Annotated in this window: 16 protein-coding genes; 8 read left to right on the top strand and 8 right to left on the bottom strand. The window is 44.4% G+C overall.

From position 1 onward, the window contains the following. Positions 1–75 precede the first annotated feature (75 nt). On the bottom strand, positions 76–1,998 hold the full coding sequence (locus OSCIL6407_RS0106175; RefSeq protein ID WP_007355176.1) for an ABC-F family ATP-binding cassette domain-containing protein: 1,923 nt from the start codon (positions 1,996–1,998) through the stop codon (positions 76–78). A 159-nt stretch (positions 1,999–2,157) separates the two neighbouring features. Between OSCIL6407_RS0106175 and OSCIL6407_RS0106180 the strand changes: the two genes are divergently transcribed. From OSCIL6407_RS0106180 to OSCIL6407_RS0106215, 8 genes are all read left to right on the top strand, one after another. Further along, positions 2,158–2,487, top strand: a complete 330-nt coding sequence (locus OSCIL6407_RS0106180) for a DUF433 domain-containing protein (RefSeq protein WP_007355177.1) — start codon at positions 2,158–2,160, stop codon at positions 2,485–2,487. A 109-nt stretch (positions 2,488–2,596) separates the two neighbouring features. Next, positions 2,597–3,271 (top strand): hypothetical protein, encoded by a 675-nt coding sequence (locus tag OSCIL6407_RS0106185; RefSeq protein WP_007355178.1) that lies wholly within the window; start codon positions 2,597–2,599, stop codon positions 3,269–3,271. A gap of 4 nt (positions 3,272–3,275) precedes the next feature. Then, positions 3,276–3,488: a hypothetical protein gene (locus tag OSCIL6407_RS0106190; RefSeq protein ID WP_007355179.1), complete on the top strand. Its 213-nt coding sequence runs from the start codon at positions 3,276–3,278 to the stop codon at positions 3,486–3,488. Then, entirely contained in the window at positions 3,481–3,906 is a 426-nt protein-coding gene (locus OSCIL6407_RS0106195) for a hypothetical protein (protein ID WP_007355180.1), read from the top strand. The genes OSCIL6407_RS0106190 and OSCIL6407_RS0106195 overlap by 8 nt, the downstream gene beginning before the upstream one ends. Before the next feature lie 76 nt (positions 3,907–3,982). Beyond that, positions 3,983–4,582, top strand: a complete 600-nt coding sequence (locus OSCIL6407_RS0106200; protein WP_007355181.1) for a DJ-1/PfpI family protein — start codon at positions 3,983–3,985, stop codon at positions 4,580–4,582. Positions 4,583–4,809: 227 nt separating this feature from the next. Further along, complete coding sequence (locus OSCIL6407_RS0106205) at positions 4,810–5,247, top strand: cupin domain-containing protein (protein WP_007355182.1); 438 nt, start codon at positions 4,810–4,812, stop codon at positions 5,245–5,247. Position 5,248: 1 nt separating this feature from the next. Continuing rightward, a complete protein-coding gene (locus tag OSCIL6407_RS0106210) occupies positions 5,249–5,485 on the top strand; it encodes a DUF167 domain-containing protein (protein ID WP_007355183.1) in 237 nt (78 codons plus the stop codon). Positions 5,486–5,575: 90 nt separating this feature from the next. Further along, positions 5,576–5,764 carry a CsbD family protein gene (locus OSCIL6407_RS0106215; protein ID WP_007355184.1) on the top strand — a complete coding sequence of 63 codons (189 nt, stop codon included), beginning with the start codon at positions 5,576–5,578 and terminating at the stop codon, positions 5,762–5,764. A 420-nt stretch (positions 5,765–6,184) separates the two neighbouring features. On the opposite strand, the gene opcA is transcribed toward OSCIL6407_RS0106215, so the two are convergent. The 7 genes from opcA to OSCIL6407_RS36155 all read right to left on the bottom strand — a co-directional run bounded on the left by opcA (position 6,185) and on the right by OSCIL6407_RS36155 (position 12,933). After that, complete coding sequence (gene opcA / locus OSCIL6407_RS0106220) at positions 6,185–7,564, bottom strand: glucose-6-phosphate dehydrogenase assembly protein OpcA (protein WP_007355185.1); 1,380 nt, start codon at positions 7,562–7,564, stop codon at positions 6,185–6,187. Positions 7,565–7,700: 136 nt separating this feature from the next. Then, positions 7,701–9,230 (bottom strand): glucose-6-phosphate dehydrogenase, encoded by a 1,530-nt coding sequence (gene zwf / locus OSCIL6407_RS0106225; RefSeq protein ID WP_007355193.1) that lies wholly within the window; start codon positions 9,228–9,230, stop codon positions 7,701–7,703. 180 nt (positions 9,231–9,410) lie between these two features. Next, positions 9,411–10,547, bottom strand: coding sequence for a transaldolase (gene tal / locus OSCIL6407_RS0106230; protein ID WP_007355192.1), 1,137 nt, complete (start codon positions 10,545–10,547; stop codon positions 9,411–9,413). A 90-nt stretch (positions 10,548–10,637) separates the two neighbouring features. After that, a complete protein-coding gene (fbp, locus tag OSCIL6407_RS0106235; RefSeq protein WP_007355191.1) occupies positions 10,638–11,702 on the bottom strand; it encodes a class 1 fructose-bisphosphatase in 1,065 nt (354 codons plus the stop codon). 229 nt (positions 11,703–11,931) lie between these two features. Continuing rightward, entirely contained in the window at positions 11,932–12,459 is a 528-nt protein-coding gene (locus OSCIL6407_RS0106240) for a hypothetical protein (RefSeq protein WP_007355190.1), read from the bottom strand. A 27-nt stretch (positions 12,460–12,486) separates the two neighbouring features. Further along, positions 12,487–12,750, bottom strand: a complete 264-nt coding sequence (locus OSCIL6407_RS0106245) for a Tse2 family ADP-ribosyltransferase toxin (protein ID WP_456077489.1) — start codon at positions 12,748–12,750, stop codon at positions 12,487–12,489. 9 nt (positions 12,751–12,759) lie between these two features. Then, on the bottom strand, positions 12,760–12,933 hold the full coding sequence (locus OSCIL6407_RS36155) for a hypothetical protein (protein ID WP_007355188.1): 174 nt from the start codon (positions 12,931–12,933) through the stop codon (positions 12,760–12,762). Positions 12,934–12,960 lie beyond the last annotated feature (27 nt).

Here is a 12,960-nt window from a genome sequence, read left to right on the forward strand (position 1 = left end):
CGGTGACTTTACCGCCAAGATGGCGGCGTTACGCAAAGTGTACCCCAATTAGCAATTAGCAATTATAAAACAACCCTAATTTACCCGTTCCGCTAATTCTAACCAACGTTCAGTACCAATCTCAATCGCGTGGGTTAATTCGGCTAAACGATCGGAAAGTTTTTGTACCTCAGTGAAACCACCAGGAGGATTTTGATAAAGTACCTTTTCAATTTCTGCTTTTTCCGCTTCCATTTGGGGAATTTCAATCTCTAGTTTCTCATATTCACGCTTTTCTTTAAAGGAAAGCTTGCCAGTTTTAGCCGTTGTTATAGATGCAGAAACCGCTGTTCCTGATTTCTGCTTTGAGTCCTTAACTTGAGATGCTAAAAGTTTAGCTTCAGTTTCTTCCTCCTGCTTTTTATAATCTAAATAGATTGAATAATTGCCGGGATATAAGCGCAGAGTCCCCCCCGGTTCAAAAGCGAAAACCATATCAATTGTGCGGTCAAGAAAATAGCGATCGTGGGATACTACAATTACACAACCATTAAAATCTTCGAGATAGTCTTCTAGTACCGCCAAAGTTTGCACATCTAAATCATTTGTTGGTTCATCTAAAATTAACAAATTCGGCGCACTCATCAACACCCGTAACAAAAATAACCGCCGCCTTTCACCGCCAGATAGTTTATGAATCGGCGCATATTGTTGATTAGGTTCAAACAAAAATCGCTCTAACATTTGCGAAGCAGTAATAATACTACCATCTGCGGTTGTCACTAATTCTGCTACACTTTTCAGATATTCAATTACTCGTTGATCTTCATTCATCAGTAGATCGTCTGAGTGCTGATCGAAATACCCAATATGGATAGTAGAACCAATTTCTACCTTACCCGAATCTGGCTTTACCCGTCCGGTAATAATGTCCATCAGAGTAGATTTTCCAGCACCATTACTACCAATAATGCCGATGCGATCTTCTGGAGTAAAATTGTAGGTAAAGTCTTTAATTAAGGTGCGATCGTTGTAGCCTTTACAGATATTTGTAAGCTCAACAACTTTCTTACCAATGCGACGACCAGCAGTAGAAATATCAACCTTTCCCTGAGCTTTTTTGAACTCCTGTTCTTGCATTTCCCGAATGCGATCTATCCGGGCTTTTTGCTTGGTACTTCGAGCTTTCGGCCCTTTTTTTAACCATTCCAATTCTCGCCGTAATACGCCTTTATACTTACGCTGCGTACTACTTGCTGATTCTTCAGCGGCAGCTTTTTTTTCTAAGTAGTAAGCATAGTTACCAGAGTAAGCATAAAGATCTCCGCGATCTATTTCTAAAATCCGATTAGTTACGCGATCCAAAAAGTAGCGATCGTGGGTGATCAGTAATAATGCACCTCGGTAACGATTTAAATAGTTTTGCAACCACTCAACAGAGAGTGCATCGAGGTGATTAGTAGGTTCATCCATTAGTAATACATCGGGTTCTGACAACAAAGCCGTTGCGAGGGCAATTCGCTTGCGATAGCCGCCAGACAGGTCGCTAATTTTGGCTTCAAAATCATCAATTCCTAATTTACTCAGAATGAGTTTAGCATTAGTTTCTAGTTCTAAAGCGCCGAGTTCTTCCATACGTTGAAAAACGATGGAAAGCCGCGCCATAAGTTTTTCTGTATCCCCATGTCCATGAGTTAATTTATCAGAAATTTCCTCATATTCGCGGACAGCAGCCATTTTTTCGCCACTGTCGGCAAAGATTTGTTCTAATACAGTATGATTTTCATCTAAATCTGGCTGTTGAGGTAAGTAAGCTATTTTTGCACCGGAATTAACCCAGACTTCGCCGCTATCAATGGGTTCTAATCCAGCTATCATTTTGAGCAATGTGGATTTACCTGAGCCGTTTGTGCCAATCAGGCCGACTTTATCGCCTTCATCTAGGCTAAAGGAGGCATCTTTTAAGATTTCTTTGATGCCAAAGTCTTTGTTGAGCGAGCGGAGCGTAAAGAGTGTCATAAGTCCAGGGAATCTATCTGTTGTCTAGTTTAACGCTATTTTGGTTGCGAGAGTGCGACTAGGGAGTGAGACTTGACATATCAAGACTTTTTGCGGTAATTTAGAGTGATAATGGTTCTTGATACTAGAATTTTAATCTAAATTAATACCGAAACAATTATGTTACTTGTTCCCACTGCCGAGCCAATTCCCCTTATAACTGACGAAAATGGTGCTGTCCGCATTAGCAAAACTCGCGTCACCTTAGATACGGCGATCGCAGCTTTTCTTGAAGGAGCTTCAGCAGAAGAAATTAAGGATCAATACCCATCACTTCAATTGTCCGATATTTATTCTGTAATTGGCTATTACTTACGACATCAAACAGAAGTTGATGCCTATCTTCTAATGCGTCAACAACGTGCTGCGGAAATTAGACAGGAAGCAGAAAAGCGTTTTAACCCTATTGGAGTACGCGAGCGCTTATTAGCAAGACGCAATATAAGTTAGTAACCTAATATGTTGAAATTCTTGGCTGACGAAAACTTCAATAATTAGTTGAAATCAGCGGAGAATTATGCTAGCATAATTTTGTCAGTAATTATTGAGAAACTTACTTATGGACAGCGCATTTCAAGCAGTAGGATTAGCTTTGGGTATATTCGATCGCATGGTTGAAAAGTCAGCTCGTAAACAACAATATAAGCATGAGCAAAAAATGAAAGAGTTAGAAATGATCTCTAATTCAAATTTGCGAGATCGGTACGTTTATGAAATGTTGCTAGATAAATTCTTGGTTCCCATAGATGAAGCACAAAATAGAATACAAGATACAGCAAAACACGCTCAATATATGGCGGAAATTTTAGGATACTACTATCGAGATCATCGGCTATCTCAAGAAGAAGCGAAGATTATTTGTAGTGAGTTGCGTACTATGGCGGTGAAAATTACGAAGGCAGAATCTTTATATGAACTCAAAATAGTTTATGAAGCAATTACTGATTTTGTAGATATTACCGCCAAGTTTCAGCATAAAGAGCGAAAATATTCAATTGGTCGAGGGCTACGTAAAAACATCTTAGATCCTTTGAATACTTGTATTGGTAAATATCAGAATTTTCAAAGACGAATTGAATGTTACAATATTTGGGGAACTGTTGGAAAACCCAGCCTGGAAAGTAATGAGGAGATTTTATCAAAACTGAATGAGGTATACTCTCAAGAATCTTCAAATTTAGATCCAGTTATGGCAACAATGCAATTTATGTCTTTGCCACAGGAAAAGGATTAAACTTATGACCATCAGCGAACTACTACCCTTATTAAGTAAACTAAACCGTGCTGAAAAATTACACATTGTACAATGTCTAGTATCAGAATTAGCACAAGAAGAATCCGACTTACTCAGACAGGGAATGTCCTATCCTGTGTCTTCACCCTACGATGCTTTTGAGGCAGCAAATATTATGCTAAAAGTGCTGGCCACAGAAAATAGCAACCATGCCTAACACCCAAACCTACCCATTCACTAGCTTTGATACTTCACTTGGAGAAGCGGGATTTAGACCCTATCTCCCAATTACTCTTACCTATAAAAATCAAGCAATCACCACTACGGGTTTACTCGATACTGGAGCAACTGTTAATGTGTTACCCTACCAATTAGGGCTTGATCTTGGGGCTATTTGGGAAGAGTTAACAACCTCATTACAATTAACAGGAAACCTAGCTCTGTTTGAAGCTCGCGTACTCGTCTTATCAGCAAAATCTGCTAATTTTGCTCCCGTAAAACTGGTATTTGCTTGGACTCAGGCAACTAATGTCCCCCTAATCTTGGGACAGGTAAACTTCTTTATGGAGTTTGATATTTGCTTATACAGATCGCGACTTTCTTTCGAGATTAGCCCCAAAAATACAGCAGAATAAATTCTTGTAAAAAGAGCGATCGCTCTTTTTATTATAAAATTGCCCCATCCCCTTAAAATCATCAGGAGTCATCAACATGGCCGCAAAGAAAATCTTAATGCTAGTCGGCGACTACGTAGAAGACTACGAAGTTATGGTTCCATTCCAAGCACTACAAATGGTCGGCCACGCAGTCCATGCAGTTTGCCCCGGCAAAAGTGCAGGTCAAACTATTCGCACCGCCATCCACGACTTTGAAGGCGACCAAACTTATAGCGAAAAACCCGGTCACAACTTCACATTAAACGCCAATTTTGATGACATCAATGCCTCTGACTACGATGCTTTAATTATACCCGGAGGTCGCGCCCCCGAATATATCCGCCTTAATGATAAAGTGCTGCAAATTACCCGCTACTTTGCTAATAATAACAAGCCGATCGCATCCATCTGTCACGGATTACAAGTCTTAGCCGCCGCCGGCGTTCTCGAAGGCAAACGCTGCACAGCTTACCCCGCTTGCAGCCCCGATGTCCTCCGGGCCGGAGGCAAATATACCGAAGTTCCCGTCACCGATGCCGTAGTCGATGGCAATCTCGTCACCGCCCCCGCCTGGCCCGCCCATCCTAGCTGGTTGGCTGAATTTCTCAAGGTTTTAGGAACTCGGATAGAACACCCGGAAATGGTAGCCGCCTGAGTTTAAATAGCTTGGCGTAGCCTCTGCAACCATCGCTATTCCTACTGCGATGTTAAAAGTTCACCACTCCGCCTGGATTATCAAACCCAGGCGGTTTCGCTGCCAAATTCTCACGCTTGCTATACCATGAATTGTCTCTAGATTGTGATAGAGCTAACAATAATTTAAAAATCTTTAAATTATAATATAGGCATAGAACCACTCATCTAATCTCAGGAGAACTTCGCATGAGTCTGATCAAGCAGGTTGAAATCCGAGTTTTAGAATCAATCAAATCGGGAATGGCTGAGTTTTACACACCCCAATCCAGCCACGAAACGATGTTAGTCCAAATTCCCCCCCATGCACGCGACGATTTATTCGTTCACCACTTCCAAACTGACCAACTCCTTGTCGTGCGCGGTAACTTTGTGTTAGTCGTATTACAGAACCGGAAATATCGCTACATTCCTTTGAGCGATCGCATCCCCGCACTTGTCACAATTCCCCCCGGAGTTCCTCACGGAGCCTTAAGCTTTACCAGCGAACCCTGTTTACTTGTAAACGCAGTTTTACGTCACGGAAAAGCAGACGAGCGCGATTATCGCCCCATGAAACCCCCATTTCCCTACGACTTAGCCGCAGCTCAAGCCATGTTTGACCATTCAATTACCCGTGCAGCATAACATGGCAATCTTAACAATCAAAGTTAAACCTAACTCTAAACAACAAAACATTCAGCAAGAACCTGACGGGAGTTTCAAGATATCTCTGAAATCTCCTCCCATTGATGGCAAAGCCAATGAAGAATTAATCAAATTACTGGCGAAAAAATTTGGCATACCCAAATCTCAAATCACCATCAAATCAGGTTTGTCATCTAAAAACAAACTTGTCGAACTACCTCTTGCCCTTTCGGAATAGTCGCCAATCGGAGCATATCTATCTAAAGGGGGAGGATAACAAAGTTTGTTAACTCTTACGATAGGTTATAGAAAGTATAAGGTACCCGTCATGAGTATTGAAAATAGAGCTGAGGCAATTGCCAAAAATATCGAAGGCAAAATACAGGAAGCCGTTAGCGATGTTACGGGAAGCCAAAGAGATAAATTAGAAGGTCAAGCCAAGCAGGATGAAGCAGCAGTAATACACCTGAAAGAAGACCTTAAAGATAAAGCCAAAGAAATTGTTGATAGAGCCTAGAGCTTTGATTAAAGTAATCAATAGTTGCTAGAAATGTTTTATCTAGTAGAGATAGTCAGAACGAAGTAGTTGCAGTAACAGGTGAGGATATCCGCAATAAAATCACTGCACAATTGCTTTTTCATCACTAGCTGCAATTGATTTTCTTACTAGATAAGAATCTTACTTGACAACTGTTCTAGACTCTTATCCCCCAAGTTTCCTGCCTACTCAATCCAGCAAACACAAGAGTTTGCTGGACTTTTTTTATTCGGGCTTAAATTAACAACATTAGGACTTACGCTCAGGGTTCCAGAAACCGGGTTTTTGAGAGAATCTTTGGGTGAGGGCGAAGTATTTTCGTCAAAAAACCCGGTTTCTTTGGATTGGGTGCGTAAGTCCTGAACATCCTAATCGAAATTCACAGTTAACAGTTAACCGTTAACCGTTAACCAACTTGAGAATCTGAGCCGTAACCGCCAAACTTTCCTCATAAAGCATATCCCGGCCCCAGCGCTGTAAATGCTGAGAAAGTAACTGCTCCGTCTGCTGGTCAAATAATGGCGTGACCTGATTAATCCGGCCAGTTTGAGCTCCACCGTGAGACTCCATCCGCATACAGCCCCCCGTTTCCGAGCAAAGCACCGTACCGCAGTCAGCCTTCTCATTCGTAGAATTCAAACGCAGAGCAATTAAATCACCCTGAACGTCACCCGTATCAGCAGTAGGAATAGCAGCCAATTCCGCCTCTATCTGCCGACCTTGGGGGCCTGCGAATTGAACCCGCTTAATTTGGTAGTCGCCATCCTCCTGTTGAGAAGAAAGCGGATGCCACTGCAAGCGAGAAGCCAACCAGCCCAAAAACATTAGCGCTTGACTAGAATTTCCCTTTTCATAATCAATCGTCACCCGGTCAATTTCCCCAATTGCCGCACGGCGTTCCGGTGGGTCATAAGCCTCAGCAGTCAACTCCTGCCACGGAGCCAGCCTACGCCAATTGAGGTCAGCAATGGGAATCCCCTGGTCTTTGAGGTTTTGCATTTCCAGTAATTCTGTTTCCGGTTGAGCAAAGCAACTAGAATCTACAATCACCGAACTGCTAGCAGCAGCTAGCCGCTGGAACAAAGCAAGATCCGCATCGGGTGTCGCCTTCCACCAGAGAAACTTCGGCAAATCCTCAATCATCAGAGCCGAAACAATGCCGCTTACCCGTTCTAAAGCCGCCTCAGCTCCCCGGAGCGTAATATATTCGCAGCAGATTAACGTACTGCTACTGCGCTTGTGAACGGGACAGTAAGCCGAAACTTGAGCAGTTACGCCCCGATCTTCCCCCGCAGTCGGACACAAGGCAATAATCCGACAGGGATTAGCAGATGCGATCGCATCTGCTATACCTGTCCCGCTAGCATTTAAGCTACTACTAGCAGCCACAGACCCATCTTCAAGACCGCCATTCAAGCTTTTCTTAGTAAAATCTTCCCGCAGTCTCTCCAGCAATTCTGCATTAGTTTTACCAGTTCTCGGCATTCCATAAGCCTTTTGCGCCGCCCTCACTCCCGCCGCAGTTAAGGGGCCACTAATGCCGTCAATCGGGCCTAAGTAAAATCCCAAAGCAGCTAATAACTGCTGAGTTTCTTCGGGTTCATAAACCACAAAAGTAAAGGTTGTTGCCCTAGTAGCAACCGGAAAATCCCCATTATCTCCAGTTTCTCTGTAGCTTTCCCAAATCTGGCTGAGTTCTGCCTCTATCTGATCGATAGAAACATCTTTAGGCGCTTGCAGTGAAACAATTGGAGGAGCCTTAATCGGTGTCATTGTCATAGGTTTTCTTCCTTGTTAGTGGTTAGTGGTTAGTTGTTAGTTGTTAGTCGTTGGTTGTTAGTTGTTAACTGTTAACAACTAACTTCTTCCTTCTTCCTTCTTCCTTCTTCCTTCTTCCTTCTTCCTTCTTCCTTCGTTAGACTCTGCGCCACCTGCGGCCATCTCTATTAATTAGCTGTTCTGCTTCCGCCGGCTCCCAAGTACCCGCCTCGTATTGGGGAACGAGAGATGGGTCAGTGGGAGTCTCCCAAGCCGTAAGTGCCGGCGTGACCAAACGCCACGCTTCCTCTACTTCATCAGCACGGGTGAACAAAGTTTGGTCTCCCAGCATACAATCCACCAACAATCTGTCGTAAGCGTCGGAAGAAGTGACTCCAAAGGAAGAACCGTAGCTAAAATCCATATCCACTGTGCGCGTCCGCAAATCTGGCCCGGGCCTTTTACCCTCAAAGCGTAGCGAAATTCCCTCATTGGGGTAAACCCGCATTGTTAGGACGTTGGGACTAGCTTGCTGCGCCGCCGACTGAAAAATCAGCAGGGGTACTTCCCGAAACTGGATGGCAATTTCGCTGATTTTCTTCGGCAATCGCTTCCCAGTTCGTAGATAGAAAGGAACGCCTTGCCATCTCCAGTTATCCACCATAAACTTCATCGCCACGTAGGTAGGCGTTCCCGAATTGGGATCTACCCCTGGTTCCTCCCGATAACCGGGGACAGGTTTGCCCTTCATCCAGCCAGCAGAATATTGACCGCGAACTGCTGAAAACTCTAGGTTATTCACATCAGCTAAGCGGCTGGCTTGAAGCACCTTTAGCTTTTCGGTGCGGATACTATCAGCGTCTAGGGAATTTGGTGGTTCCATCGCTGTGAGACAGAAAATTTGCATTAAGTGGTTTTGCAACATATCTCGCAAAGCGCCCGCCGATTCGTAGTAACCGGCTCTGTCTTCTACGCCTACAGTTTCGGCTACTGTAATTTGTACGTGGTCAACATAATGGCGGTTCCACAGGGGCTCGAAAATAGCATTAGCAAACCGGAAAACCATTAAGTTCTGAACTGTTTCTTTACCTAAGTAGTGGTCGATCCGATAAACTTGCTGTTCGGTGCAAACATTCTGCACTACTCGGTTGAGAGCTTTGGCAGAACTTAAATCGCGACCAAAGGGTTTTTCGATCACTAGACGCTGCTTACTGGGGTCGCTTAACATTCCCGCCGATCCCAGTTGTCTAATTGCTTCTGGGAAGAAGTTGGGAGAAACGGAGAGGTAGAAGACGCGATTGCCCCGCGTCCTTCTCTTTTCGTCGATTTCAGCTAGGAAAACTTTTAATTTTTCATAACTTTCGGGGTTATCAATGTCGCCGGGGAAGTAGTACAAGCCTTGAGCGAAGTCTTTCCAGAAGTCTTCAGGGCCGATCCCCTCGCCAAATTCTTCAATACCTTGTCGCATTTGTTCGCGGAAGTAGTCGTGACTCCAAGGACGGCGAGCGACACCTACGACTGTAATTTCTGGGGGCATTCGGCGATCGCGTTTCATTTGATAGATCGCCGGTACCAGTTTGCGCTGCGTCAAGTCTCCAGAAGCTCCGAAGATTACCAGAATTTGGGGATCGGGCATCCGTTCTTGGCGTAGGCCTACCCGTAGGGGATTTTCTAATAGCGTTACCATCTACTTTTTTGCTCCTTCAAAGTTAGTAAATGCTTCCATAGCTTCGAGCCTTGGTAATCTAGCGCGATCGTGAAACTTAGACATTTTCTCGCCCCTAAATTGGGGAGGGGGTTTTTATAGGGTTTTGAGCGCCAATGGCGCTCAAATTTCCCCTTACCCACGTTGCTACAGATCCTGCAACTAGACGGCGGCCAGCCGCTGAACCTTATCTTCCAAGGAGTTCATCAGCGATTGGAAGGGTTGCACGAATTTGTCAATGCCGTCTAGGAGTAAGTCTGTCATTACTTGGTCAAGGTTGATGTCGATATCGGGATCTTTGAGGTTGGCAATCAAGTTGTAAGCTTCCTGAACGTTTGTTTCAATCCGGGGTGCAACGTCGCAGTGGTCAAAACAGGCTTCAATTGTGCTCGGTGGTAGAGTATTGACGGTTTCTGGCCCGACTAATTCATCTACATACATGACATCGCTGTAAGCTGGATTTTTAGTCCCGGTGGAGGCCCACAATAACCTTTGCACTTTTGCGCCTTTGGCTGCTAAGGCTTGCCAGCGATCGCTAGCGATAATCTCTTTATATTTCTGGTAAGCAATTTTGGCATTGGCGATCGCGACTTTCCCCTTTACTGCCTCCAGTTTGGCTTTCATCGAGATATCGGTTACACCCTTGAGTTTCTCGTCAATCTGAGCATCGATGTTGCTATCAATTCGACTCAGGAAGAAACTCGCAACGGAGGAAACCTTGCTGACATCTCCACCTTTGGCGGCGAATGCTTCCAAACCCCGAATGTAAGCCCAAGCGCTATTAACATAGCTTTCCACCGAAAACAGCAGCGTCACGTTGACATTGATGCCTTCACCGATTACTCGTTCTACCGCCGGCAAACCTTCTGCCGTTCCTGGGATCTTAATCATCACGTTCTCTTTACCGATCGCCTGATAATAACGTAGAGCTTCGCTGATTGTACTTTCTGTATCATTGGCGATCGTTGGCGGTACTTCAATGCTGATGTAACCATCTAAACCCTTGGACTGTTGATAAACTGGGCCGAAGATGTCGCAGGCGTGACGGATATCCTCAAATACCAGAGACTCGTAAATTTCCAGTACCGATTTCTTAGCGCGAATACCTGCTTCGATATCAGCATCGTAAATCGCATTACCCGCGATCGCCTTCTCAAAAATCGCTGGATTAGAAGTAATCCCGCGTACCCCTCGGCTCTCAATCATCTCTTTGAGTTCACCCGACTCAATCAAATTACGAGTCAAGTTGTCCATCCAGATGCTTTGACCGAGTTCTTCAATCTCTAACAGGTGGTTCATTACTTTCGCTCCTAATTTGTGAATTATGAATTGTTAACTGTTAACTGTTAACTGTGAATTGTGAATTGTTAACTGTTAACCATTACTTAGTCAATGGTTTTCAGAGCGCAAGTGCTCTTTAATAAACGACTTCACCAGATCGACATCTTCTTTGCTACCGATAATTAAGGGGGTGCGCTCGTGCAGTTTGGTCGGCACCACATCCATAATGTCCTCAGTTCCCGTACTGGCCCGCCCGCCAGCTTGCTCGATCAAAAAAGCCAAGGGAGCCGATTCGTAGAGCAAGCGCAATTTACCCTCCGGCTTCTTAACAGTTCCGGGATACAAAAACACGCCACCTTGCAGCAAAATTCGGTGAAAATCTCCTACCAAAGCCCCGCCGTAGCGAGCTGTATAACCTTCATGGCGGTGTACGTAGCGAATGTAATCCCGGATGGATTCCTCCCACTGCCAAAAGTTGCCTTCATTGACACTGTAAATCGGGCCGTGTTCGGGAACCTGGATATTTTCACTCGATAGAATAAACTCCCCCAAACTAGGGTCAAGGGTAAATGAGTGAACTCCCTTACCGATAGAGTAAACTAGCATCGTACTGGGCCCGTAGAGGACATAGCCCGCAGCAATCTGTTTTCGCCCCTCTTGCAGCAAATCGAGAGCCAATCCGTCCTCATCGCTTCCCTCTTGCTGACGGATGGAGAAAATAGAACCGACATTCAAATTAATGTCGAGGTTTGAGGAGCCATCTAGAGGGTCGTAAAGTAGGCTGTAACGTCCCAGGGGACAATTCTCTGGAATGTAATAAGGTTTTTCCATCTCCTCAGAGGCCAAGCGACAGACTAAGCCGCTTTGCTTGAATACCGAGATAAACACCTCATTAGCATAGATATCCATCTTTTTGACGGATTCTCCTTGGACGTTCACCCCTCCAGTAAACCCCAAGGCATCTTCCATCAATCCAGCTCTGCTGAGCCTGCGGGCAATCAACTTACCCGCGAGGGCAATTCTATTCATCAGAGCGCTGAGATCCTGAGCGTCTGCTGAGAAGCTGTGGAGTTGCTCTAAGACGTGACGCGATAGAGTCGTGCATTCGCGGTCTAAGGATTCTACCTGTTCGCTCGCACTCAGGTGGGGTTCCCCTATCTGTGCGTTCACCATAATTTGATATCCTCCCTGTCTAGTAGCTCTCAGTTTGGGCGAGCAGGCTTGAGCTCTGCTCTTAAGAGCGGGTTCTCTCTAACTTCTATATTAGGAATGCTTTTCTAAAAGGTGGCTGAACTTTAGGGTAACTTTAGATCCGAGGTGGTTCCCTGGCCGCCGGTGGGTGCTTGGGGCTCTGTTGGGTTTTTGCGGTATGGATGATGGGCGATGGGAGAAGGAATTAAATTTAACTCACGGTCAGAAGTTCATTTAGCTTATTTTTTAAATCGGGGGATACCATTAATGGATTATAGATTTCCCCCTCGTAGGGTTGCCAAAAATAACTAGAACTAAAGGGGCGAAAACCTGGTAATATTTCTAGCCCATGAGTAAGTTCTTTTGCTAAAACTAATCCGGGAAGAGATAAGTTAGACAAATCCTCCATAAGTTCACTATAGGTTCTAAATTCATCAACTTCAACACCCACCAAAGCATAGCGGAACCAAGGAGCAAACCGGAGAGTTTGATAGAATAAAATACCTAATTCTGTCATTACATAAGCACTTTCTGGGCTGTCTATTCCCACTGCACTAATATTATTTGGATAAACCCGACACCACCAGTTTTGCTCCATATCTTGAAAAGTGTCTGTGCGACATAAGCATTTGCGACCATTTGAGAGTATCCATTCTATTCCCTCAAAGTGTTGAGAAAATTTATTGACATTGCTTCGATCGGAGCCACACTCTGCTGATAAACTGAATATCCATGCCATTGTTATAGATTCCTATGATATATGAGGTTAATCAACTCTTTCCCAATCATTTTGGGTGTTTGCCAATGCTATCTCGTACCTTTCTAGAGACATTGTAACTCTTGGCAAGATGCTAACGTGGGTCGGGGTATCTTGGACAGCCTGCAAATCTCCCATAATGTTTTTGTCATCAATTTGCCATATAGGGTCTTTTCCAGTTCCACCAAATTTTGCAGGTCTGCGAAATGCTGGTAAACTTTCAATTGCAAGAGAAACGGACATTCCCTTTGTATTCCTTACTGCAACCGCAATAAGCTCTACTCAAAACTCACGTTCTGACTCTAGTAATAAATAGCCTTGTTCATTCAGATAACCTGTGGGCATTTGCTCAATATCTATGTCAATACCAGGTCTAATTCCTAGTAATCTAGCACTGCGACCTATTTTGGGTTTACCATTTTGGTCTGCCATACCGCGATAGTAAAGTTTTGCCATCAGCTAACCTCAAAATCTAAGTAAGAA

The organism is Kamptonema formosum PCC 6407, from assembly GCF_000332155.1.
Taxonomy (GTDB): domain Bacteria; phylum Cyanobacteriota; class Cyanobacteriia; order Cyanobacteriales; family Microcoleaceae; genus Kamptonema; species Kamptonema formosum.